We start from the raw sequence: 22,797 nt of genomic DNA on the forward strand, positions 1-22,797 counted from the left end.
TATTAGATATTCTTGATAGTTCCCACTCCTTTTTTACTGAGTGATTTTATAGTAGGGCTACCTTTATATTTAATACTTCCCACTCCTCGTACGGCTGCATCAATGGACTCTGTTGCATTACAGGTTATATCTCCTACGCCTTGTGAACTGGCTTCCACTGCGTTGGCTCGTAGATTTCCCGCTTCTATGTTGCCCACTCCTTTGGAATGAAGAGCAGCTATCTGAGCTGTGCCTTCAAGCTTTACATCACCTACACCCATCGACTGAACGTTCAATTTTTGGCAAGTCAGCGATTGAATGTCCACATTACCTACCCCTTTACTCTCTATATCAAGATTATCCGTAGTTAATCCATTTTCGATATGTACATCGCCCACTCCTTTAAAGGAGATACCATTTAAGGTGGGAGATGTAATGGTTATTTTCATCTTTTTGAAGTTGCGTACCTTTTTTGATTTATCGATACTCAAAAATAGTGTATTGTCCTTTACGGCTACTTGTATCAGTGCTACGATGTTATCCGGTCCGTAGATTTGCAGATCCGTTTTTCCGTCTGTGGATTGTGTATAATAGATGTTGCCCACAGTCCCCGCATCAATCTTATTGAACTCCTTCACTTTATAGTCTCTTGTGATGAGCTTCTTGCTGGGTTGGATACCTTCACCTATTTGTATACAGCTACTCAATAAACCTGTAGTTAGCAGTAATACCGATAACATTCTGAAAATTGTTTTCATTTTATTTCGTTTTTAGAGGTTTCTATTGATTTAGACGTAAGTCGGCTATGAAAAGTTGCATCTATCTTTCTTTTTTATGCAAAATAATCCGTTTATTTGTATTTATAATTAAGAGTAACATTGGATAGGGTTATCGAAGATAAAGAGTTAGGGCGTTTGGTTGTACGCGATAATGTGCGTGCAAAACGGCTTGTTTTTCGTACGAAAGCGGATGCTATTTACATTAGTATACCTCTGGGAGTTACGATGCGAGAGGTAAAAGAGGCAATAGAGAAGTTGCGTCCCCGATTACTGGATTCCAGGCAGAAGTTGGTGCGCCCTTTGATTGACCTGAACTATCGGATTGAGACAGAATACTTCAAATTATCACTGGTTAGTGGTAAACGAGAGAGGTTTTTGGCACATTCAGAGTTGGGAGAGATGCGGATTATCTGTCCTCCAACAGCTGATTTTACAGACTCGAATTTGCAGGATTGGCTTCGAAAAGTGATTGAAGAAGCTTTGCGACGGAATGCAAAGATTATCTTGCCTCCCCGGTTGTATATGCTTTCAGAGAAGCACCGTTTACCCTACGAGAGCGTGCAGATAAATTCGAGCCGTGGGCGATGGGGAAGCTGTTCCTCTCGTAAAAAGATAAATCTCTCTTATTTCCTTGTATTGTTGCCAAAACATCTGATAGATTACGTCCTTTTGCATGAACTTTGCCATACTTGCGAGATGAATCATGGAGATCGCTTTTGGGACTTGCTAAATGGGCTTACCGATGGGAAAGCATTGGAACTACGCGAAGAGTTGAAGAGGTACAAGACTGAGATCTGACATGGCAGTTACAAAACAATTGTCGTAAAATTCTTCCCACCACAGATTTCGCCGATTATTACAGATTAATTGTCTGCATGGATAATCGGCTTTTAGTTTTTCATGAGTGTGAATCGAATCTTTTATATTCTATGGTTTAAACTGGAAAAGCTCTTGCTTTCTCATTTTTGTGGCAGCTGTTTGATACCGTCAATATCCTTTTCAAAACGGTAAGTACCTCCTTTTTCACTTAGGTCAAATGCGGCTACTGTTTCAGTTTGATTGTTTACAATCATCAGTGCACTTTGCTCTGCGAAGCGTTCGACTTCGATGGCAGTAGGTTCCTCTTTGATCTGTTTATTCATGATCAGACTGTCGTTAACAAACAGTGAAATAGAATCACCCACGAAGCCTTTTGTCAACTGAATGGAGTATGTTTCACTAAAATGACGATTAGCTTCTTTTTCTCGTTGTAATCTTAAACTCATATATACAAAGATGACCACGACAAATATGACGGCAAATGCCAAAATGCCGTTTCCTACCATAAATTGCTTGTTAGTGTTAAGACGATGTGCCATAATGTTATTCTATTCTTTTTATAATATCCGTGATAAAGATAGTGATTTGTTTTATTCATTACAAGAATAACGATACCTTTGCTGAAATTAACTGTGAAAAACGAATGGTAATGTCTTGGGGGAAAACAATTCTCGGTTGTTTGATTGGAGGGTATGCCCTTCTTGGTTTGTTAGGGGGGAACTATGCATATGAACAAGAAGTAAAGGCATTGCATGTATATGCGGATAGTGTTTTTCATGAAGCTTTTCATGTAGAATTGCAAAAACGAGGTATGGATCAAGTGGAAAGTTGGAGATATGGATGTGAAGACTCTTTCGTCTCTTCAGTGGATACAGCCTTCAAAAAAGTTACTATACAGGACGAGTACGGTACGTATAGTTTTCGGGTTGATGCAATGAAGATTCGCAAAAATATCGTGTCTTCCCCTGGAGAGCAAGGACTGCATACTGTTGTTTGTTTAACACATCCTTTGAGTGTAGATACGTTGAATATACTATGGAGGACTATGTTGAATGAAAGACAGAAATTTCCTATTCGTACAGGATTAAAATTAACTGTTTCTGATAATAATGGAGTGGTCCGCTCTTCTTTTAGTCCGGATAGCCTTTCTTGTTTATCTTATTCTTCGATATTTACTTATTATGTAGGCTATAGATGTGAAATTGAAATCTTAGGGTTTGTATCTATATCTTTTTTCTCAGTATTTGTAAATATAGTTTGGACTCTTATTGGAGTTGTTGTTGCTTTTGTGCTTTGTGTGATTCTTACAATCTATATATATAAGTTGTCTGTTCACCCTCCTAAAATAAAAGAGGTTACTACTTATATTCAGACAGTTGCTGTTAAAAAGGGGACTCTGCCTATATACGATTTGAAAGATGATCTTAAACTGGATGTTGGTAAAGGTGTATTGATCTGCGAAAACATGGAAGTATCTCTTACTCCCCAGCAGCGTGTTCTTTTAGTTTTGTTTATTAAGGCTGAGAATCATACTCTGTCTATGTCTCAAATTATGGCAGATGTTTGGCCGGGAAAATCTATTTCTCCCGATTGTTTCCATAAAGCAATAGAACGTTTGCGTGATTTGTTAAGGCAGCTTCCTATGACCATACAAATTGAATATTTAGGGGAGGAAATTTATCAGATGCAAATTTTATAATGTTTGTATTTGAGAATTTTGTATAAGCTTTCGGATCTGCTTTCGGAGGTTTATATAGGCTTTTATTGTTTGTCAGTGAATGTCAGTCGATTCCTTCTTGTTGTTTTTTTATTCCTTTTCTTTTTCCATAGATTTGTAACCGTTAAAAACAAATCGGAGTATGAGAAATTTTTTTGTAAGTGCCTTTTTATTATTAGTCGGTATTGCCGTTATGACTGTTTGCCGAATGAATAATAAGCAATATTTGAGTGAATTGGCTTTAGTGAATGTTGAAGCGCTTGCTACAGGTGAAGGAGATGTTCCTACAAGTTGTTATGGCAGTGGTAATGTAGATTGCCCTATAAGCGATAGCAAAGTTTCCTATGTTATGAATGGGCGCAGTTTTTGAAAGAGTATTAATTTAAAAAGGAGTGAGTTGTATTATTAGTGTTTAGTAAACCCACTTTGAATCAGTCCAAGGAGGGACTAAGATATGCTTCAAATATAAAATAAAACAATTAGAGATAAGAATGGGAGGAAAGTTCTTCTCACTGATTTCTTGAAATATGAATTTTAAAAAAAAATATTTATGAATTATAAGAAGAAAATTATTTGTCTTTTGGCATTATTTACAATTGTTGTTGTAAATGTGCTTAATGTCGTTGTGAAATCGGATGATGCTGAGACATTAACTCTATCTGGAATAGAAGCTGTAGCAGCTACTTATGAAAACAGTCCGGGAAACTATACTGGAGCCCATAATCAATATTGTACAAGTCCCAAAAATGCTACAGGATGTGTTTCGGATCCTGATCCAACCCGCACTTGTTCATATTCAATTTTTTGTAAAAAATAATAGTTACTTGTTCAAATGTTACCGGAAGAGGTGTTTTCCTCTTCCGGTTTATTCTAATAATATGTTAGTTATGAAGTACTTGAATTTGTTTATATTCGTGTTGTTGTTGGCAGGATGTAATCGACCTGTTAAACACTCCGATATTATCCAAGCCGATACTATGGTAAGTATCATACCCCAAGAGGATACTATCACATTATCTGCTCTCTTTTCTAGATGTGAAATTGTAAAATTGAATGATATTGTTTTAGCGTCAATAAATAAAGTATTTAAGTATGATTCTTTGTGGATTGTGCAAGGAAAGTCTGATCAGGGTGGGGTCCATTTGTTTAATAATGAAGGCCGATATTTAAAAACCGTTTTGAAATGGGGGCAGGGACCTGAAGAAGCATATGATATTTGGAGTATTAAACTATTAGATGGATCTATCTATTTATTGATTAATTCTGGAACAGAAGTTGTGGAATATTCTTTGCAGAAACAAAAAATGGTAGAGCGCTTTCGGCTACCGTCTGAGATACTTTCAGCTACAGATTTTGTTGTTGATAATGGTGGAAATTATATATTCTTAAAATCGATCTCCCGAGAGAAAAAAAAGGAAGAGTATAAACTTTATGTGTATAATAAGAAAGAGGGGACAATCGTAAATAGAATATTGAATATGGATAAAAAGTCTAGTGAGTATATTTCTTTTGATCAAAGTGATTGTTTATATCGTGTTCAGGATGAAATCTATTATTACGAGGTTTTTAGAAATGGTATTTGTCGGTTATCTGCTAATGATATGACTGGATACATCGCTTTTAAACAAAATGAATATACTTTTCCGGAAAAAGAACTTTATAATGAAGATCATACATTTCAGTCTTTTATAGATGTTTGTGAAAATAGTCCTTTTATTTGGGCGCATCGTAATTTATTTGAAGGAGAGCGCTTTGTGAGTTCTACTTATATGTATAAAAAAGAACTGTTTTGGAATATTATAGATAAATCTGATTATAGCGTACATTCATATAAATGGGTATATGATGACTTGATATTAAATGAGGTTGTCCCTGTTGAAGATTATTTATATCGTGCTAATGTTCAGGAGAATATCCATTATTATACATTGTCTTTTTACGATTTTGATAGAATTATGCAGTTGAAAAAGAAGTGTAAAAAAAGCGTAGGAGAAAAGTGGATGGTAAAACTAGATGATATGTTAGATGAAAATTCAAATGATATAATAGTTTGTTTTTATGAGAAAAAGTAATGATATAATTTTTTATTCGTTGTTAGCATTGTGTCTATTTACTAACTGTCTGTTTATAGGATACTACTATTACCAACAAAACAGGGAAGTACTGTTGGGGCAAGAGTTGGAACATCAGAAAAAACAAAATTATGAATTAATAGTTAATCAAATAGAATCAGGGATTATTCCACATGTAATTTCTGATAAAAAAGAATTTGCAGGATATTTTGTCCTTGTGTTTCCTAATGGTATTTGTGATGTTTGTAATAAATGGTTGTTTAAACAAATCTCTGAATTATCCAGTACTTCGGATTTAGTGGTGGTTGTCCCTGATAAATTGAAGAAGAATATGGAAATCTATAATACCGTTTATAAACTTAAGTTGTCGTCTATTTTTTGTTCGGAAAAGTATGCCATGCCTCAGGAGGAATTTAAAGATATGACATATATATTCTATTGCTCAAAAACTGGAACGGTTTTATATCCTTTGGCACTTCATCATAAAAATATAGACTTGGACTTGTACTTTAAATTAGTAAAGTCAATAGATTTAGATTTCTTGTAACACAAGGGATGCTTTTCTATATTTAAGTAAGAGTAGCTCTGTTGGTTGTAGAGTAAATGATTACTATAAATAATTGCTTTGTTCTCTGCCTTTGATGTTGTATAACATACCATTTTATCTTGCTTATCCAGAATAAACTACCTTTCTTTGTATCATGATAGTTCAGCATAGCTATCTACAATTAAATAACCTTTATTGATACGTATGAAAATAACTTTTGGACAACAAACGACCAAAGTAAAGCAACTGGCTGATAAGATCAGTTTTGATATCTCGATGGGAGTATATAAATCGGGAGACTCATTGCCTTCTATTAATCAGCTCAGTCAGGCGTATGAAGTTTCCCGTGATACTGTGTTTAAAGCTTTTCTTGATTTAAAAGAAAGAGGGATTATTGATTCTACTCCGGGAAAAGGGTATTACGTTGTGGGGAGATTGAAGAATGTATTGCTTCTGCTTGATGAATATTCTCCTTTTAAGTATGCACTTTACAATAGTTTTGTAAAGCGTTTGTCTATCCGCTATAAAGTCGACCTGCTGTTTCATCAGTACAATGAACGTTTGTTCAATACCATCATCCGTGAATCGTTGGGGCGGTATAATAAATATATTGTGATGAACTTCGATAACGAAAAACTGTCTCCTAATCTTTATAAGATAAATCCATCCAAACTTCTTCTTCTTGATTTCGGTAAATTTGAGAAAGAGGGGTTTTCTTATGTTTGTCAGGACTTTGATCAAGGATTCTATAATGCGCTATTTCAACTGGCAGATCGATTGAGAAAATATCAAAAACTCGTTTTCGTGTTAGTAGATGATAGTATGCATCCCCGGAGTAGCCGTGACTTTTTTGAGAGATTTTGTGCCGATCAACATCTTGGTTGTGAAGTGGTGAGTGATATTGAGGGACTTCAGGTTCGCAGAGGAGAAGTTTATATAGCAATTCGCCAAATAGATGTAGTAAGTATTATTAAGAAAAGTAGGGTTGAGGGATTGCAATGTGGGGTTGATTTTGGCTTGATCGGATATAATGATACACCTGCTTATGAAGTGATAGATCAGGGAATAACTGCACTAAGTGTGGATTGGGAAAAGATGGGAGATAAAGCTGCTGAGTTTGTTTTGCAGGGGAAAACCATACAAGATTACTTGCCTACGGAGGTCAGGTTAAGGGCTTCTTTATAAAAGAGCTTTTCAGACCTGTATGTCAGCACAGGTCAGCATAGGAAGATTGTTTAATAAACTTAATAATATAGTATGAAAAAGTATCCAAAAATCGGGATTCGTCCCACCATCGATGGACGTCAGGGCGGCGTTCGCGAAAGCCTTGAAGAAAAAACAATGAATCTGGCAAAAGCTGTTGCCGAGTTGATCACTTCTAATTTGAAGAATGGAGACGGAACCCCTGTGGAGTGTGTGATTGCAGATGGAACCATCGGACGTGTGGCTGAAAGTGCTGCTTGTGCGGAGAAGTTTGAACGTGAGGGGGTAGGAGCCACTATCACTGTCACTTCATGCTGGTGTTACGGTGCCGAAACAATGGATATGAATCCGTATTATCCGAAAGCTGTTTGGGGATTTAATGGAACAGAGCGTCCGGGAGCTGTATATCTGGCTGCTGTGCTGGCAGGACATGCACAGAAAGGACTTCCGGCATTTGGCATTTATGGTCGCGATGTACAAGACTTGAATGACAATTCTATTCCGGCAGATGTAGCTGAAAAAATTCTGCGTTTTGCACGTGCGGCTCAGGCTGTAGCCACAATGCGTGGCAAATCTTATCTGTCTATGGGCAGTGTTTCTATGGGTATTGCCGGTTCGATTGTAAACCCGGACTTTTTCCAGGAATATCTGGGCATGCGTAATGAATCGATTGATTTGACAGAGATTATTCGTCGTATGGCCGAAGGAATCTATGATAAGGAAGAGTATGCCAAGGCAATGGCTTGGACTGAAAAATATTGCAAAAAGAATGAGGGCAATGACTTTAATATACCTGAAAAAACGAAGACCCGTGCACAAAAAGATGAGGACTGGGTGTTCATTGTGAAAATGACAATCATCATGCGCGATCTGATGCAGGGAAACCCTAAATTGAAAGAACTCGGATTTAAGGAAGAGGCTTTGGGGCATAATGCTATTGCGGCAGGTTTCCAAGGGCAGCGTCAGTGGACCGATTTCTATCCGAATGGCGACTTCTCTGAAGCATTACTCAATACTTCGTTCGATTGGAATGGTATTCGTGAGGCTTTTGTCGTTGCAACAGAAAACGATGCTTGTAACGGTGTGGCTATGCTGTTTGGTCATCTGCTGACGAATCGTGCACAGATTTTTTCAGATGTACGCACATATTGGAGTCCGGAAGCAGTGAAACGTGTGACCGGTAAAGAGTTGACAGGAATGGCTGCTAACGGTATTATTCACTTGATTAATTCGGGGGCAACTACTCTTGACGGAACCGGACAGCAGACGAATGCTAACGGAGAACCTGCGATGAAACCTTGCTGGGAAATTACAGAAGGAGAAGTTGAGAAGTGTCTGGAGGCTACTACCTGGTATCCGGCTAATCGCGATTATTTCCGTGGAGGTGGTTTCTCTTCCAATTTCTTATCAAAAGGAGGTATGCCTGTAACTATGATGCGGTTGAACCTGATAAAAGGTCTTGGTCCAGTGCTGCAGATAGCCGAAGGCTGGACAGTAGAGATTGATCCGGAGATTCATAAATTACTTGACGAACGTACGGATCGTACATGGCCTACTACCTGGTTTGTTCCTCGTTTGTGTGATAAACCGGCCTTTAAAGATGTATATTCTGTGATGAATAACTGGGGGGCCAATCATGGGGCGATCAGTTATGGACATATTGGGCAGGATGTGATTACATTGGCTTCCATGCTTCGTATTCCGGTTTGCATGCATAATGTAGAAGAAGACCAGATTTTCCGTCCGGCAGCTTGGAATGCTTTTGGTATGGATAAAGAAGGAGCAGATTATAGAGCTTGTACTACTTATGGTCCTATTTATAAATAACCTTTAGAAGAGTACAACATGATTAATCGATTTATATTAAACGAAGTTTCTTACTTCGGTCCGGGAGCACGTGAAGTGCTCCCCAAAGAGATTTCACGTTTGGGGCTGCACAAAGCATTTGTCGCAACAGACAAAGATTTGATAAAGTTTGGAGTAGCTGACAAAGTACTTAAGGTGCTGGAAGCTGCCAAGATTCCTTATGAAATATTCAGTGAGATTAAGCCCAATCCTACAGTGTCGAATGTGAAAGCCGGTGTCGAGGCATTTGCATCTTCCGGTGCAGACTTTATTTTGGCTATAGGTGGCGGATCTTCTATGGATACGGCAAAGGCGATTGGTATTATTACCAATAACCCGGAATTCAGTGATGTCGTTTCATTGGAGGGAGTGGCAGATACCAAGAAGAAATCTGTTCCCATCATCGCGTTGCCTACTACTGCAGGAACTGCGGCAGAGGTGACTATCAACTATGTGATAACGGATGAAAAGAACCAGAAGAAGATGGTTTGTGTAGATCCTAATGATATTCCGTCTATTGCGATAGTGGATGCTGAGTTGATGTACACACTTCCTAAAAGTCTGACTGCAGCTACGGGACTCGACGCACTGACTCATGCTATTGAAGGTTTAATAACCAAAGGGGCATGGGAGATGAGTGATATGTTCGAAATTAAAGCTATTGAAATGATCAATCGTTATCTTGTGACTGCCGTTGAAGAACCATCGAATGCAGAGGCACGTAACGGTATGGCAGTGGCTCAATATATTGCAGGTATGGCTTTTTCGAATGTAGGTTTGGGAGTTGTGCATGGTATGGCACATCCGTTGGGAGCTATTTTCGATATTCCTCATGGTGTGGCCAATGCTCTATTATTGCCCATTATTATGGAGTTCAATGCTCCTGCAGCTCTTGACAAATATGTTGAGATAGCTAAAGCGATGAATGTGTATTCTACTGACATGACTAAAGAAAAGGCGGCAGAAGCAGCAGTCGAAGCTGTAAAAACATTATCTTTGAGGGTCAATATTCCGCAACACTTGTCGGACTTGGGTATTCAGGAAAGTGATCTTGACCGTCTGGCCACAGCAGCGTTTGCTGATGTATGTACGCCGGGCAATCCACGGGAAGTAACAAAAGAAATTATTCTTGATTTATATAAGAAAGCATTATGATAACCAATGAACATATCGAGCAATACCTTGCTCAGGCACATCGCTATGGCGATGCCAAACTGATGTTGTGCAGTAGCGGTAACCTTTCATGGAGAATCGGTGAAGAAGCGCTTGTTTCCGGAACAGGTTCTTGGGTGCCGAATTTGCAGAAAGAGAAAGTATCCATTTGTAATATTGCTACGGGTACGCCTCAAAACGGTGTGAAACCTTCCATGGAAAGTACCTTTCATCTGGGGATTCTTCGTGAGCGTCCGGATGTAAATGTCGTTTTGCATTTTCAGTCGGAATATGCTACGGCTGTTTCTTGTATGAAAAATAAACCATCTAACTTCAATGTAACTGCGGAGATCCCTTGTCATGTAGGTAAAGAGATTCCTATTATTCCTTACTACCGTCCCGGTTCTCCGGCGCTTGCCAAGGCTGTTGTGGAAGCGATGAAAGAACATAATTCTGTATTGCTGACTAATCATGGGCAGGTGGTATGTGGCAAGGACTTTGATCAGGTATACGAACGTGCTACTTTCTTTGAGATGGCTTGCCGTATCATAGTTCAATCCGGAGGGGACTATTCGGTCTTGACGCCGGAAGAGATTGATGACTTGGAGGTATATGTATTGGGAAAGAAAACAAAATAGATAATGACTACCAGCTTATGAGTACTTACTTAGCAGCTGACTTTGGTGGAGGTAGCGGTCGGATTATGGCCGGTACCCTTACCGAAGGTAAGCTAAAACTGGAAGAGGTATATCGTTTTGCCAATCGGCAGATAAAACTTGGAAACTGTGTTTACTGGGATTTTCTTTCTCTTTTTGAAGAAATGAAAAACGGACTTCGTGTCGCTGCCCGGAAAGGCTATGAAGTAAAAAGTATGGCTATTGACACCTGGGGAGTTGATTTTGGGTTAATAGATAAGGATGGTAAGTTGCTGGGCAACCCGGTCTGTTATCGTGATTCCCGTACGGATGGTATACCTGAAAGAGTGTTTAAACAGATTGATCAGACTGTTCATTACGCTGAAATCGGGATTCAGGTGATGCCTATCAATACTCTGTTTCAACTTTATAGTATGAAGCAGAATGATGATGTGCAACTCCGGGTGGCTGATAAGCTATTATTTATGCCTGACCTGTTCAGCTATTTTCTTACCGGAGTAGCGAACAATGAATATTGTATCGCTTCTACTTCAGAGCTACTGGATGCTCGTCAGCGTAATTGGTCGGATAACTTGATCAGTGAGTTGGGATTACCCCGTCAGCTTTTTGGTGAAATCGTTTTTCCCGGAACTGTCCGTGGCAAATTGAAGCAGGAAATAGCAGATGAAACCGGTTTGGGATGTATCAATGTCGTTGCTGTTGGTTCGCATGACACAGCCAGTGCCGTATTTGCCGTTCCCTCCAATGAACCCAATCGGGCTTATCTCAGTTCGGGAACCTGGTCTTTACTCGGGGCAGAGGTAGATCAACCGATTCTGACAGAAGAAGCACGTGTGGCCGGATTTACGAATGAAGGCGGAATACAAGGTAAGATACGTTTTCTACAAAACATAACTGGGCTTTGGATTTTACAACGTTTGATGGCTGAATGGAAAGAACAGGGAAAGGAAATCAGTTATGATTGTGCAATAGCTGAAGCTACAGCGTCGGATATTCGTTCGGTGATTGATGTGGATGATTCTGCTTTTTGCAATCCCGACCATATGGAAGAGTCGATCATTAAGTATTGTCATAAGCACCATTTACGGACACCAGTCTCTCAAGGAGAATTTGTTCGTTGCGTTATCGAGTCATTGGCATATCGTTATAAATTGGGAGTAGAGCAGATGAATCGATGTCTGCCGGCACCGGTCAAACAGCTTCATATTATTGGAGGAGGCTGCCAGAACCGTCTGTTAAATCAGCTTACTGCCAATGCTTTAGGTATTCCTGTGTATGCCGGTCCGGTAGAAGCCACTGCTATCGGCAATATTTTAGTGCAGGCAAAAGCCCAAGGCGAAGTCGATTCTTGGGAAGAATTAAAAGAAATTATCATAAACAGTGTAGAACCTCAGGTATATTATCCTGAATAACCCGACAATTCATGAAAAACACCAACCGTTCCATTCTCCATAAAGATGGAGTAAGTTATATCCTACCATTTATCTTAGTGACCTCTTGTTTTGCTCTATGGGGGTTTGCTAACGATATTACCAATCCAATGGTGAAGGCTTTCTCGAAAATATTCCGTATGAGCGTCACTGATGGAGCACTAGTACAAGTCGCTTTTTACGGGGGATACTTTGCAATGGCCTTTCCTGCTGCAATGTTTATTCGCAAATACTCTTATAAAGCCGGTATCCTGTTGGGACTGGGGCTATATGCTTTGGGTGCCTTGCTGTTTTTCCCAGCAAAGATGACAGGCGATTATTACCCTTTTCTGCTCGCTTATTTTATTTTGACATGTGGACTCTCGTTTCTGGAAACAAGTGCTAATCCTTATATATTATCGATGGGTACAGAAGAGACGGCGACCCGACGATTGAATCTGGCGCAGTCGTTTAATCCGATGGGATCATTGCTCGGCATGTATGTTGCCATGAATTTCATTCAGGCGCGTCTGAATCCTATGGATACGGTAGAACGCAGCCAATTGTCTCCGGCAGAGTTTGAAGTATTGAAAGAGTCGGATCTCTCTGTGTTGATTGCTCCTTATCTGATTATAGGATTAGTAATTCTAGCGATGCTTTTTGTGATACGTGCCGTTAAAATGCCTAAGAATGGCGATAAGAACCATAATATTGATTTTATACCCACATTGAAGCGTATCTTTAAAATTCCCCATTATAGAGAAGGAGTCATAGCACAATTTTTTTATGTAGGTGCACAGATTATGTGTTGGACTTTTGTTATCCAATATGGAACGCGCTTGTTTATGTCGCAGGGAATGGAGGAGAAGGCTGCTGAAGTGCTTTCCCAGGAATATAATATAATTGCTATGATTATTTTTTGCATAAGCCGTTTCGTGTGTACATTTATTCTTCGCTACCTGAATCCGGGGATGCTTCTCAAGATTCTTGCGATTGCGGGTGGTGCTTTTACGTTAGGTGTGATTTTTTTGCAAGACATATGGGGATTGTATTGTTTAGTAGCTGTTTCGGCTTGTATGTCACTAATGTTTCCCACGATTTATGGCATTGCTCTTCGTGGTTTGGGTGATGATGCCAAATTTGGGGCTGCCGGTTTGATTATGGCAATTCTGGGAGGCTCTGTGTTGCCACCATTACAGGCTTGTATTATTGACCAACATACATTGTTGGGTATGCCTGCTGTAAACTTGTCTTTCATACTTCCTTTTATCTGTTTCGTAGTGATTATTATTTATGGGCATCGTACGTGTGCACGTGTGAAGAAGATAAAAGCAGCACGAAAGTAATATTGAGAATCGGATGCGGTGTTTGACGATTCTTCTGGGCAACTGTTTTCTTCTGCTTGTGTCATTAGCCTCTTGCGGGAAAGTGTCATTAGCGGAAGAAGCAGTGTTTTCTATACCGGTGGATACGACATTTATGAGGCTTCGTCAATGGGAGTGGTATTGTCAGAAACGGGCTGACAGTTGTCTGACAGAGAATAATTATCAGGGAGCTTTATCTTGGCTGGATTCCGCTCGTATCCAAGTGGAACATTACGGACGTCCTTATTATATATTGGCACGCGGGGACGTATATTATTCCATCCATCAATATGATTCTGCCCGTCGTTATTTTAGTATGGCAGCCCATTCCATTCATCCACATATTGCTATCGAAGCTTGGAGGAAACTTGCAGAACTGGAACTTATGGAAGGAAATGAGAAGCAAGTGTTCTATTCTACGCAGAAGGCAGATGCGCTTTTCCGGGTGGAGATAGGCCATGTGCAGAGTGATAACAGTGAAGCTCTATATCAGGAAGAGAGGTTGAAAAACGAGTTAAACCAATTGAAGATTGCCAAACAGAATCGGGAAATTGCCATGTTAACTTTGAGCCTTTGTCTGATTATACTGATTGCTTTGTTTATTTTCTACCGGCAAAATAAGATAAAGCGTGAAAAAGAGCGTCTGCTTCTTGAAGAGAAAGCCAAGTTGGAGCAAGAGAACCAAATACTGAAACAAACTGAAGAGTTAAGTGCTTTGAGAGAAAAAGAGGCGGTTTTGCGAGAGTCTTTGTTCCGTAAGGTCGATGTTTTGCGTAAAATACCCTCCCTCAATGAAGAAGAACAGGAGAGTGGTGAACATCGCATAGCTTTGTCGGAAAGGGAGTGGGAGGAAATTCGTCAAACAGTGGATAATGCTTATGATGGGTTTTCACAACGGTTGCTTGCACGCTTTCCTTTGTTGACCTTAAAAGATATTTATTTCTGTTGTCTGGTGAAGATCAATGTCAGTATAAAGGACCTTTCCGATATTTATTGTATTAGTCGTACCTCGGTTAGTAAAAAGAAATTTCGCATCAAGCGAGAGAAGCTTGGAGCAGAGGATTCGGACTCTTTAGATGACTTTTTACGTGGTTTTTAGTTCTCGGAAACTTGTTTGTCCATGCTAATTTAAGAAATATTTTATATAATATGTTGATATATAGTGTGGTAGCGTATCTCTTTTTGAAGTACTTTGTCTATATCCCTTTTTGTTTTTCCTCTGCCCGATGGTTAATTTTGCAATATCAAAACTTTAAAAATGTACGTGATATGTTGAATCGACTGAACTATTTCATTATGTTGGCAGGGCTACTTGTTTTAGTAGCATGTTCGTCTAATTCCGGAAAACAGGTAGAGGTTGCAAATACTCCTTTTGTTTACGATGGATTAAAAGAGTATCCGGTAAAAGAGTTGAAACTGTCCGATCTGGCAGTTAGTGATTATGTGTTATTAAAAGACGATGAAAATTCATTGTTGGGTAGGTTACCGACAAATCCCTGTATGCAGGTCACTGAAGACCGGATTTATATTCAGGATGAAGAGCAACAGGCTATATTTATTTTTGACCGTCAGGGAAATCCATTATTGCAAATGCGTCATAAAGGAGGTGGTCCTCAGGAATGGGCGTCTCTGAACTCTTTCTATGTGGACAGCCCTAATAAAGAAATTATAGTGTTGGACTGGGCTAAAAAGTTTATAGTTTATGATTTGAATGGGAAATTTAAACGAAGCTTCCCAACGCCTGGTTGCTCTTGGAAGTTTGCTAACTTGAATGATGAGGCCGTACTGATATATTGTCCTTTTACGAATCGTAATAATGGAGAGGCAGTTTGTATCCTTTCTAAAAAAGATGGCAAAAAGTTGTATGTGTGTCCTATTACGATAGATAATTTTGTGTGGGATAGCGAGGGACGTATTGGCTATGAACCATTGAAGCCAGCTTATGGTGGGATTTTATTTTCAGATTTATCATTGAAAGGCGTGTATTTTATTGATGCTGAAACATATGAAGTAAAACAGGTTATTGATGAAGTGACAGAATATAAATTTGAAAATGCAGAGTTCGTTAAGCTACATCCGGCGATCGATGCTAAAGATTATACTTTGTATACTACGCTCGGTACGAAATGGTTGACTCCAGATATGCCAATGAACTATTATTATTTTGATAAGAAGGAGCAAAAAATGTATACTTTGAAAAATGAAACCGGATGGGCTGTTTTAAAAGATGTCTGCAATGTACAGAGAACCCGTACAACGAATACTCCAGGTCTCGGCATTGGTTATTATTGGCCTTCTACTATGAAAGGAGAGTCGATGCAAGCTGAAAAAGAGCAGTTTGACCCTCGTTTCCGGGCAATAATGGAATCTATACCTGAAGAAGGTAACCCTGTATTACAAATTATGAACTTCAATAAATGATGAAGTTGTTCCGCGAGATATTGATTATTTGTCTTCTTGGGAAGTTAATAGCTTGTTCGCCATTAGCTTCCGGGGAGATAAATGACGTTTGGGGACATAAACAAGTGGCTACGGTTGAAATGGCAGGCTCTGATAGCGTTTGGGTCTGCCACTTGTCTATGTTGAAGGATACGGTTACTGTACCTCTTAGTTATTTTGTCGAGGAGCTGGAAATGGTCAAACTTGATAATCGGGATGCTGCATTGGTATCTTCTTCCAAAACAATTATTGGCAAACAATATATTTTAGTACATAAAATGGGGCATGTCCCTTTCAAACTTTTTACTAAAAGCGGGACTTATTTGAGGGATATCGGTTCCTTTGGTCAAGGTGCGGGTGAATATGGCTTAGCTTATGATGCACAGATGGATGAGGAGAATAACCGGTTTTATGTGTTATGTTGGCAGGCCGACCATATTTTGGTATTCGATTTACAAGGAAATATACTTCAACCGATTCGATTGGCGCATTGGTCACCTAAAGGGGTATTTCATGTAGAAACGGAACGAGGACGAGTGCATGTTTGTGCTCTTTCTTTTAATCGTGACTTTGTAGGTGATAGGCATTCGCCTATGATTTGGACGCAAAGTTTGGATGGCAAGATTATAAAAGAACTTCCGGCAGGGTATTTGGCCGTGAATGATTATGGAAATGAAATCAAATCTCTAAATAATGGGACGATGATGGACATTGGTTTCTGGTTTGGAGGCCAATATCGTAACGATTCATTATATCACTATAATAACCAGGAGTTTAGGCTTGTTCCGCGTTTTACGCTTGATTATGGAGGACATGAATTGACCCCACACAGCTTCGGAGAGTTGCCGAATCACTTCTGGGGAGAAATATCATATCCTGTAAGGCTAAGTCCACATTCGTCAACTACCACTCCTCCGGAATATTATATGGTTGATAAACATACTTTACGAGGCGCTTTTGTTGAAATATACAATGATTTCTTAGAGGGCATTCCTGCTGACTGGTTCTTTTCATCTCATGACGGATATTATGTTTGGAATGTTGAACCTGTACGATTGAAGCAAATGGTTGAGGATCGTTTGTCTTCAGGTGAGATTGTCTCGGATTCGGACCGAAGAAAGCTAACCGAACTGCTTAGGAGTACTAAAGAAAACGATAACAATTATATTTTCTATGGTCGATTGAAATGTAGATAGTTCCTGTTTTTTTCTTATCATTTCTTTTTTTTCTCTAATATTTTGTAGTCGAACAGATTATTTATATCTTTGCACCCGAAACGGATGAAAGGTGGAGGGGCGATTAAGCTCCTTTTTTTGTTCTTAATAGTTAATCAATGATAGAAAAAAGAACTGTTTGTCAGATTGTTGAAGAATGGCTGGAGGATAAAGACTATTTTCTGGTAGAAGTGACCGTCAGCCCTGATGACAAGATTGTGGTCGAAATTGACCATGCAGAAGGTGTTTGGATTGAAGACTGTGTGGAGCTGAGTCGCTTCATTGAGTCGAAACTGAACCGTGAAGAGGAAGATTATGAGCTGGAAGTAGGTTCTGCCGGAATCGGACAGCCATTTAAAGTATTGCAACAGTACTATAACCACATCGGCCTGGAGGTGGAAGTACTGACTAAAGGCGGACGCAAACTGAGCGGGGTCTTGAAAGATGCTGATGAAGAAAAGTTTGTTGTGACCGTACAAAAGAAAGTAAAACCCGAAGGAGCCAAACGTCCTCAATTGGTAGAAGAGGATGAAACCTTCACCTATGATGATATAAAATATACTAAATACTTAATTAGTTTTAAATAATTATGGCCAAGAAAGAAGAAACAATCAGCTTGATTGATACATTTTCGGAATTTAAGGAACTGAAGAATATCGATAGAACCACGATGGTAAGCGTGCTCGAAGAGTCGTTCCGCAGTGTGATCGCGAAAATGTTTGGCACTGATGAAAATTACGACGTAATTGTGAACCCGGATAAGGGTGACTTTGAAATATGGCGTAACCGTGAGGTAGTGGCAGACGAGGATTTGACTAACCCGAATATGCAAATTTCGTTGACTGAAGCACAAAAAATCGATGCTTCTTACGAAGTGGGTGAAGAAGTAACCGATGAAGTGATTTTCGCTAAGTTCGGTCGCCGTGCTATTTTGAACCTTCGTCAGACACTGGCTTCTAAAATTCTTGAGCTTGAAAAGGACAGTATTTATAATAAATACATTGATAAAGTAGGTACTATCATCAACGCAGAAGTATACCAGATCTGGAAAAAAGAGATGTTGTTGCTTGACGATGAAGGAAACGAGTTATTGTTGCCGAAAACAGAGCAGATACCAAGCGATTTTTATCGTAAAGGAGAAACTGCCCGTGCAGTGGTGGCACGCGTGGACAACAAAAACAACAATCCGAAAATTATCCTCTCGCGTACTTCTCCGGTTTTCCTGCAGCGCTTGTTCGAGATGGAAGTGCCTGAAATAAACGATGGCCTGATTACCATCAAAAAGATTGCCCGTATTCCCGGTGAACGTGCCAAGATTGCGGTAGAATCTTATGATGACAGAATTGACCCTGTAGGAGCCTGCGTAGGTGTAAAGGGAAGTCGTATTCATGGCATCGTACGTGAACTTCGCAATGAAAACATTGATGTGATTAATTATACATCTAATATTTCATTGTTTATCCAGCGTGCTTTAAGCCCGGCTAAGATTTCTTCTATTCGTCTGAATGAAGAAGAACGTAAAGCAGAAGTATTCTTGAAACCGGAAGAAGTATCGTTGGCTATTGGTAAAGGCGGTTTGAATATTAAACTGGCCAGTATGTTGACTGAGTACACCATTGATGTGTTCCGTGAGTTGGATGAAAACGCGCAGGATGAAGATATTTATTTGGACGAGTTCAGAGATGAAATCGACGGATGGGTGATCGATGCTATCAAGGCTATTGGCATTGATACGGCTAAGTCTGTATTGAATGCACCTCGCGAAATGCTGATTGAAAAAACGGATCTTGAAGAAGAAACGGTGGACGAGGTATTACGCATTTTGAAATCGGAGTTTGAAGATAATGAATAATAGATCAATGCGATGATGTGCCGATATGCCAATAAAAAGAAAGGGCGTATAGGAATTGGCACATTGGCATATTGAACGATTATCAAATTATTCTTTCTCCATTATTCTTTAAATTAAAATATGACGATAAGGTTAAACAAAGTTACAAGAGATTTAAATGTAGGAATCGCGACGGTAGTTGAGTTCTTGCAAAAGAAGGGGTATACCGTTGAGGCAAACCCGAATACGAAAATTACCGAGGAGCAGTATGCTATGCTCGTGAAAGAGTTCAGCACAGATAAGAACCTTAGACTTGAATCGGAACGTTTCATTCAGGAACGTCAAAACAAAGATCGCAACAAGGCATCTGTTTCTATCGATGGTTATGATAAGAAGGAGCCGGAGAAGACTGTTGCTGACGATGTGATTAAGACGGTCATTCCGGAAGATGTGCGTCCGAAGTTTAAACCTGTCGGAAAAATTGATTTAGATAAACTGAACCGGAAGGTTGAGAAAGAACCGGTGAAAGAAGAGCCAAAACCACAACCTGTAGCTGCTGAGGAAAAGAAAGTAGCGGAAGAGGTTAAGCCTGTTGTAAACGAAGTGAAAAAAGAAGAAGTCACTGTGACTCCTGCTACTTCGGAACCGAAACCGGTGAAAGAAGAACCGAAACCGGTGGTGGTTGAAAAGCCTGTTGAAACAGAAAAGAAAGTGGTTGAGGAAGTCAAGAAAGAAGAACCAAAAGTCGTGGTGTCTCCAGAAAAAACAGAGAAGAAAGAAGAGAAACCGGTAGCAGAAGCACCGGTTACTCCAGTAGAGAAGGAAGAGGAGGGCGTATTTAAGATCCGTCCGACTGAGTTTGTATCTAAGATTAATGTTATCGGGCAGATTGACTTGGCTGCATTAAATCAGTCGACACGTCCGAAAAAGAAATCGAAAGAGGAAAAGCGGAAAGAGCGTGAAGAGAAGGAAAAGCTTCGTCAGGATCAGAAGAAACAGATGAAGGAAGCCATCATCAAGGAAATCCGTAAAGAAGATAGTAAACAAGCTAAGGTCGTTGGTAAGGAAAACCTTGATCCTAACGGTAAGAAGAAACGTAATCGCATCAACAATAATAAAGAAAAAGTAGATGTGAACAATGTTGCTTCTAATTTTGCACACCCTACTCCAAACAGTGAGCGTACGAATAATAACCGTGGAGGAAATCAACAAGGTGGCGGCGGACAGAATAGAAACCGTAATAACAATAATAAAGACCGCTTCAAAAAGCCTGTAGTAAAGCAGGAAGTAAGCGAAGAAGATGTAGCAAAGCAGGTTAAAGAAACGTTGGCTCGTCTGACAAGCAAAGGTAAGAACAAAGGTGCCAAATATCGTAAAGAAAAACGTGACATGGCGTCCAACCGTATGCAGGAACTGGAAGATCAGGAAATGGCAGAAAGCAAGGTACTGAAACTGACAGAATTTGTGACTGCTAATGAATTGGCAAGCATGATGAACGTATCTGTAAATCAGGTTATCGGAACTTGTATGAGCATTGGTATGATGGTTTCTATCAATCAGCGTCTGGATGCAGAAACGATTAATCTTGTGGCTGAAGAATTTGGATTTAAGACTGAATATGTCAGTGCAGAAGTAGCCCAAGCCATTGTTGAAGAGGAAGATGCGCCGGAAGATCTGGAACATCGTGCTCCGATTGTTACAGTCATGGGACACGTAGACCATGGTAAAACTTCGTTGCTTGACTACATTCGTAAAGCAAATGTAATTGCAGGTGAAGCCGGAGGTATCACACAGCATATTGGTGCATATCATGTTACATTGGAAGATGGACGTAAGATTACGTTCCTCGATACTCCGGGACATGAGGCATTTACTGCAATGCGTGCCCGTGGTGCAAAGGTGACCGATATCGCAATTATTATTGTAGCTGCCGATGATGATGTAATGCCCCAGACCAAAGAAGCCATTAATCATGCAGCAGCAGCAGGTGTTCCTATCGTATTTGCTATTAATAAAATAGATAAGCCTCATGCTAATCCCGAGAAAATTAAAGAGACATTGGCTCAGATGAATTATCTCGTAGAAGAGTGGGGTGGTAAATATCAGTCACAGGATATCTCGGCTAAGAAGGGTCTCGGAGTTCCTGAACTGATGGAGAAAGTACTTCTTGAAGCAGAAATGCTCGACTTAAAGGCAAATCCGAATCGTAATGCTACGGGTTCTATCATCGAATCAACTTTGGATAAGGGACGTGGATATGTTGCGACTGTATTGGTCTCTAACGGTACGCTGAAGGTGGGTGATATTGTACTTGCCGGAACAAGCTACGGCCGTGTAAAAGCCATGTTCAATGAACGTAACCAGCGTGTAGCCCAGGCAGGGCCATCGGAACCGGTATTGATTCTGGGTTTGAATGGTGCTCCTGCTGCAGGTGATACTTTCCACGTGATTGAGACTGATCAGGAAGCCCGTGAGATTGCCAATAAACGTGAACAGTTACAGCGTGAACAGGGTCTGCGTACTCAGAAACTGTTGACACTGGATGAAGTGGGACGTCGTATTGCGCTGGGTAACTTCCAGGAACTGAACGTAATTGTGAAAGGTGACGTGGATGGCTCTATCGAGGCCTTGAGTGATTCGTTAATCAAGCTGTCTACCGAACAGATCCAGGTAAATGTGATCCATAAGGCTGTAGGTCAGATTTCGGAATCGGATGTGACATTAGCAGCTGCTTCGGATGCTATTATTATTGGATTCCAGGTACGTCCATCGGCTTCCGCACGTAAGTTTGCCGAACAGGAAGGTGTGGACATACGTTTGTACTCTGTTATCTATGCAGCTATCGAAGAGGTGAAGGCTGCTATGGAAGGTATGCTTGCTCCGGAAGTGAAAGAGGTAGTAACTGCTACTATCGAAGTGCGTGAGGTATTCCACATTACTAAGGTGGGTACAGTAGCCGGTGCTGTTGTGAAAGAGGGCAAGGTGAAACGTTCGGATAAGGCTCGCCTGATCCGTGATGGTATAGTAATCTTCTCAGGTTCCATCAATGCTTTGAAGCGCTTTAAAGATGACGTGAAGGAAGTAGGTACAAACTTCGAATGTGGTATCAGTCTTGTTAACTACAACGATTTGAAGGTAGGTGATATGATTGAAACTTACGAAGAAGTAGAAGTGAAGCAAACTTTATAATTCTCACGAAACTGAAAATATACGGAGGCACAGAGTGATTACAACTCCGTGTCTCCGTTTTCGTTTTACATAGAATGACGACCATAGATATTATCATACTGATTGCTCTTGGAGCCGGTGTTATTGTCGGATTTATGAAGGGCTTTATCCGGCAGCTTGCTTCCATTCTCGGATTAATTGTGGGGCTATTGGCAGCAAAAGCTTTGTACACCTCACTGGCTGTGAAGTTATGCCCTACGGTGACCGACTCCATGACTGTGGCGCAGATACTGGCATTTGTCATTATCTGGATCGCTGTGCCGCTAATCTTTACATTGGTGGCTTCAGTATTAACCAAGGCATTGGAGGCGGTTTCACTTGGCTGGCTGAATCGCATGCTTGGAGCCGGGCTCGGAGCTTTGAAATATCTTTTATTGGTGAGCTTGGTTATCTGTGTCATTCAGTTTATAGACTCCGATAGTCAGTTGATTAGCCAAACAAAGAAGGAGCAGTCCTTGTTATATTATCCTATGGAAAGCTTTGCGGGGATCTTCTTTCCCGCAGCAAAAGAGGTTACACAACAATATATATTCAAATAAAAAT

Annotated in this window: 21 protein-coding genes; 19 read left to right on the forward strand and 2 right to left on the reverse strand. The window is 40.1% G+C overall.

Going from position 1 to position 22,797, the window contains the following annotated elements; translation table 11 throughout:
* Positions 1 to 2: 2 nt before the first annotated feature.
* Positions 3 to 737, reverse strand: coding sequence for a head GIN domain-containing protein (locus tag BSHG_RS16275; RefSeq protein ID WP_005801900.1), 735 nt, complete (start codon positions 735 to 737; stop codon positions 3 to 5).
* A 120-nt stretch (positions 738 to 857) separates the two neighbouring features.
* Between BSHG_RS16275 and BSHG_RS16270 the strand changes: the two genes are divergently transcribed.
* On the forward strand, positions 858 to 1,556 hold the full coding sequence (locus tag BSHG_RS16270) for a SprT family zinc-dependent metalloprotease (RefSeq protein WP_005783888.1): 699 nt from the start codon (positions 858 to 860) through the stop codon (positions 1,554 to 1,556).
* A gap of 161 nt (positions 1,557 to 1,717) precedes the next feature.
* Here BSHG_RS16270 and BSHG_RS16265 read toward each other — a convergent pair whose 3' ends face one another.
* Positions 1,718 to 2,116: a hypothetical protein gene (locus BSHG_RS16265; protein ID WP_005801898.1), complete on the reverse strand. Its 399-nt coding sequence runs from the start codon at positions 2,114 to 2,116 to the stop codon at positions 1,718 to 1,720.
* A gap of 110 nt (positions 2,117 to 2,226) precedes the next feature.
* Here BSHG_RS16265 and BSHG_RS16260 point away from each other — a divergent pair, with 110 nt between their 5' ends.
* The 18 genes from BSHG_RS16260 (at position 2,227) to BSHG_RS16180 (ending at position 22,793) form a co-directional block, all read left to right on the forward strand.
* A complete protein-coding gene (locus BSHG_RS16260) occupies positions 2,227 to 3,276 on the forward strand; it encodes a transcriptional regulator (protein WP_008657985.1) in 1,050 nt (349 codons plus the stop codon).
* 160 nt (positions 3,277 to 3,436) lie between these two features.
* Complete coding sequence (locus BSHG_RS16255; RefSeq protein ID WP_005783893.1) at positions 3,437 to 3,664, forward strand: NVEALA domain-containing protein; 228 nt, start codon at positions 3,437 to 3,439, stop codon at positions 3,662 to 3,664.
* Between the two features lie 180 nt (positions 3,665 to 3,844).
* Entirely contained in the window at positions 3,845 to 4,111 is a 267-nt protein-coding gene (locus tag BSHG_RS23225) for a hypothetical protein (protein ID WP_005783894.1), read from the forward strand.
* A 70-nt stretch (positions 4,112 to 4,181) separates the two neighbouring features.
* A complete protein-coding gene (locus BSHG_RS16250) occupies positions 4,182 to 5,366 on the forward strand; it encodes a 6-bladed beta-propeller (protein WP_005783896.1) in 1,185 nt (394 codons plus the stop codon).
* Positions 5,353 to 5,913, forward strand: coding sequence for a hypothetical protein (locus tag BSHG_RS16245; protein WP_008657987.1), 561 nt, complete (start codon positions 5,353 to 5,355; stop codon positions 5,911 to 5,913). The genes BSHG_RS16250 and BSHG_RS16245 overlap by 14 nt, the downstream gene beginning before the upstream one ends.
* Positions 5,914 to 6,117: 204 nt before the next feature.
* A complete protein-coding gene (locus BSHG_RS16240; protein WP_005783903.1) occupies positions 6,118 to 7,098 on the forward strand; it encodes a GntR family transcriptional regulator in 981 nt (326 codons plus the stop codon).
* Between the two features lie 72 nt (positions 7,099 to 7,170).
* Positions 7,171 to 8,943: an L-fucose isomerase gene (gene fucI / locus BSHG_RS16235; protein ID WP_008657989.1), complete on the forward strand. Its 1,773-nt coding sequence runs from the start codon at positions 7,171 to 7,173 to the stop codon at positions 8,941 to 8,943.
* Positions 8,944 to 8,961: 18 nt separating this feature from the next.
* Positions 8,962 to 10,116 carry a lactaldehyde reductase gene (gene fucO, locus BSHG_RS16230; RefSeq protein ID WP_005801896.1) on the forward strand — a complete coding sequence of 385 codons (1,155 nt, stop codon included), beginning with the start codon at positions 8,962 to 8,964 and terminating at the stop codon, positions 10,114 to 10,116.
* Positions 10,113 to 10,751, forward strand: a complete 639-nt coding sequence (locus BSHG_RS16225; RefSeq protein WP_005783908.1) for a class II aldolase/adducin family protein — start codon at positions 10,113 to 10,115, stop codon at positions 10,749 to 10,751. Before fucO ends, BSHG_RS16225 begins: the two co-directional genes overlap by 4 nt.
* Before the next feature lie 17 nt (positions 10,752 to 10,768).
* Entirely contained in the window at positions 10,769 to 12,181 is a 1,413-nt protein-coding gene (locus BSHG_RS16220) for a rhamnulokinase (RefSeq protein WP_005783910.1), read from the forward strand.
* Positions 12,182 to 12,192: 11 nt separating this feature from the next.
* Positions 12,193 to 13,524, forward strand: a complete 1,332-nt coding sequence (fucP, locus tag BSHG_RS16215; RefSeq protein ID WP_005783911.1) for an L-fucose:H+ symporter permease — start codon at positions 12,193 to 12,195, stop codon at positions 13,522 to 13,524.
* 13 nt (positions 13,525 to 13,537) lie between these two features.
* Positions 13,538 to 14,641: a hypothetical protein gene (locus tag BSHG_RS16210; RefSeq protein ID WP_008657994.1), complete on the forward strand. Its 1,104-nt coding sequence runs from the start codon at positions 13,538 to 13,540 to the stop codon at positions 14,639 to 14,641.
* 170 nt (positions 14,642 to 14,811) lie between these two features.
* The gene (locus tag BSHG_RS16205; RefSeq protein ID WP_032497437.1) at positions 14,812 to 15,963 is read left to right on the forward strand and encodes a 6-bladed beta-propeller; all 1,152 of its coding nucleotides are present in this window, start codon (positions 14,812 to 14,814) and stop codon (positions 15,961 to 15,963) included.
* Positions 15,963 to 17,177 carry a 6-bladed beta-propeller gene (locus BSHG_RS16200; protein WP_008657998.1) on the forward strand — a complete coding sequence of 405 codons (1,215 nt, stop codon included), beginning with the start codon at positions 15,963 to 15,965 and terminating at the stop codon, positions 17,175 to 17,177. The genes BSHG_RS16205 and BSHG_RS16200 overlap by 1 nt, the downstream gene beginning before the upstream one ends.
* Before the next feature lie 137 nt (positions 17,178 to 17,314).
* Positions 17,315 to 17,782, forward strand: a complete 468-nt coding sequence (rimP, locus tag BSHG_RS16195; RefSeq protein WP_005783918.1) for a ribosome assembly cofactor RimP — start codon at positions 17,315 to 17,317, stop codon at positions 17,780 to 17,782.
* A gap of 2 nt (positions 17,783 to 17,784) precedes the next feature.
* Positions 17,785 to 19,047, forward strand: coding sequence for a transcription termination factor NusA (nusA, locus tag BSHG_RS16190; protein WP_005783919.1), 1,263 nt, complete (start codon positions 17,785 to 17,787; stop codon positions 19,045 to 19,047).
* A 120-nt stretch (positions 19,048 to 19,167) separates the two neighbouring features.
* A complete protein-coding gene (infB, locus tag BSHG_RS16185) occupies positions 19,168 to 22,215 on the forward strand; it encodes a translation initiation factor IF-2 (protein ID WP_005783920.1) in 3,048 nt (1,015 codons plus the stop codon).
* Positions 22,216 to 22,289: 74 nt separating this feature from the next.
* Entirely contained in the window at positions 22,290 to 22,793 is a 504-nt protein-coding gene (locus BSHG_RS16180) for a CvpA family protein (RefSeq protein ID WP_005796780.1), read from the forward strand.
* Positions 22,794 to 22,797: the final 4 nt, after the last annotated feature.

It is taken from the genome of Bacteroides sp. 3_2_5 (assembly GCF_000159855.2).
GTDB classification, from domain to species: Bacteria; Bacteroidota; Bacteroidia; order Bacteroidales; family Bacteroidaceae; genus Bacteroides; species Bacteroides fragilis.

Excerpts from the sequence above, each read along its gene's own strand:
- BSHG_RS16225 (WP_005783908.1), top strand. The coding sequence starts at position 10,113 with ATGATAACCAATGAACATATCGAGCAATACCTTGCTCAGGCACATCGC.
- infB (WP_005783920.1), top strand. The coding sequence starts at position 19,168 with ATGACGATAAGGTTAAACAAAGTTACAAGAGATTTAAATGTAGGAATC.
- BSHG_RS16180 (WP_005796780.1), top strand. The coding sequence starts at position 22,290 with ATGACGACCATAGATATTATCATACTGATTGCTCTTGGAGCCGGTGTT.
- BSHG_RS16255 (WP_005783893.1), top strand. The coding sequence starts at position 3,437 with ATGAGAAATTTTTTTGTAAGTGCCTTTTTATTATTAGTCGGTATTGCC.
- fucO (WP_005801896.1), top strand. The coding sequence starts at position 8,962 with ATGATTAATCGATTTATATTAAACGAAGTTTCTTACTTCGGTCCGGGA.
- rimP (WP_005783918.1), top strand. The coding sequence starts at position 17,315 with ATGATAGAAAAAAGAACTGTTTGTCAGATTGTTGAAGAATGGCTGGAG.
- BSHG_RS16210 (WP_008657994.1), top strand. The coding sequence starts at position 13,538 with ATGCGGTGTTTGACGATTCTTCTGGGCAACTGTTTTCTTCTGCTTGTG.
- BSHG_RS23225 (WP_005783894.1), top strand. The coding sequence starts at position 3,845 with ATGAATTATAAGAAGAAAATTATTTGTCTTTTGGCATTATTTACAATT.
- BSHG_RS16205 (WP_032497437.1), top strand. The coding sequence starts at position 14,812 with ATGTTGAATCGACTGAACTATTTCATTATGTTGGCAGGGCTACTTGTT.
- BSHG_RS16260 (WP_008657985.1), top strand. The coding sequence starts at position 2,227 with ATGTCTTGGGGGAAAACAATTCTCGGTTGTTTGATTGGAGGGTATGCC.
- BSHG_RS16245 (WP_008657987.1), top strand. The coding sequence starts at position 5,353 with ATGAGAAAAAGTAATGATATAATTTTTTATTCGTTGTTAGCATTGTGT.
- BSHG_RS16240 (WP_005783903.1), top strand. The coding sequence starts at position 6,118 with ATGAAAATAACTTTTGGACAACAAACGACCAAAGTAAAGCAACTGGCT.
- BSHG_RS16200 (WP_008657998.1), top strand. The coding sequence starts at position 15,963 with ATGAAGTTGTTCCGCGAGATATTGATTATTTGTCTTCTTGGGAAGTTA.
- BSHG_RS16220 (WP_005783910.1), top strand. The coding sequence starts at position 10,769 with ATGAGTACTTACTTAGCAGCTGACTTTGGTGGAGGTAGCGGTCGGATT.
- BSHG_RS16265 (WP_005801898.1), bottom strand. The coding sequence starts at position 2,116 with ATGGCACATCGTCTTAACACTAACAAGCAATTTATGGTAGGAAACGGC.
- BSHG_RS16275 (WP_005801900.1), bottom strand. The coding sequence starts at position 737 with ATGAAAACAATTTTCAGAATGTTATCGGTATTACTGCTAACTACAGGT.
- nusA (WP_005783919.1), top strand. The coding sequence starts at position 17,785 with ATGGCCAAGAAAGAAGAAACAATCAGCTTGATTGATACATTTTCGGAA.
- fucP (WP_005783911.1), top strand. The coding sequence starts at position 12,193 with ATGAAAAACACCAACCGTTCCATTCTCCATAAAGATGGAGTAAGTTAT.
- fucI (WP_008657989.1), top strand. The coding sequence starts at position 7,171 with ATGAAAAAGTATCCAAAAATCGGGATTCGTCCCACCATCGATGGACGT.
- BSHG_RS16250 (WP_005783896.1), top strand. The coding sequence starts at position 4,182 with ATGAAGTACTTGAATTTGTTTATATTCGTGTTGTTGTTGGCAGGATGT.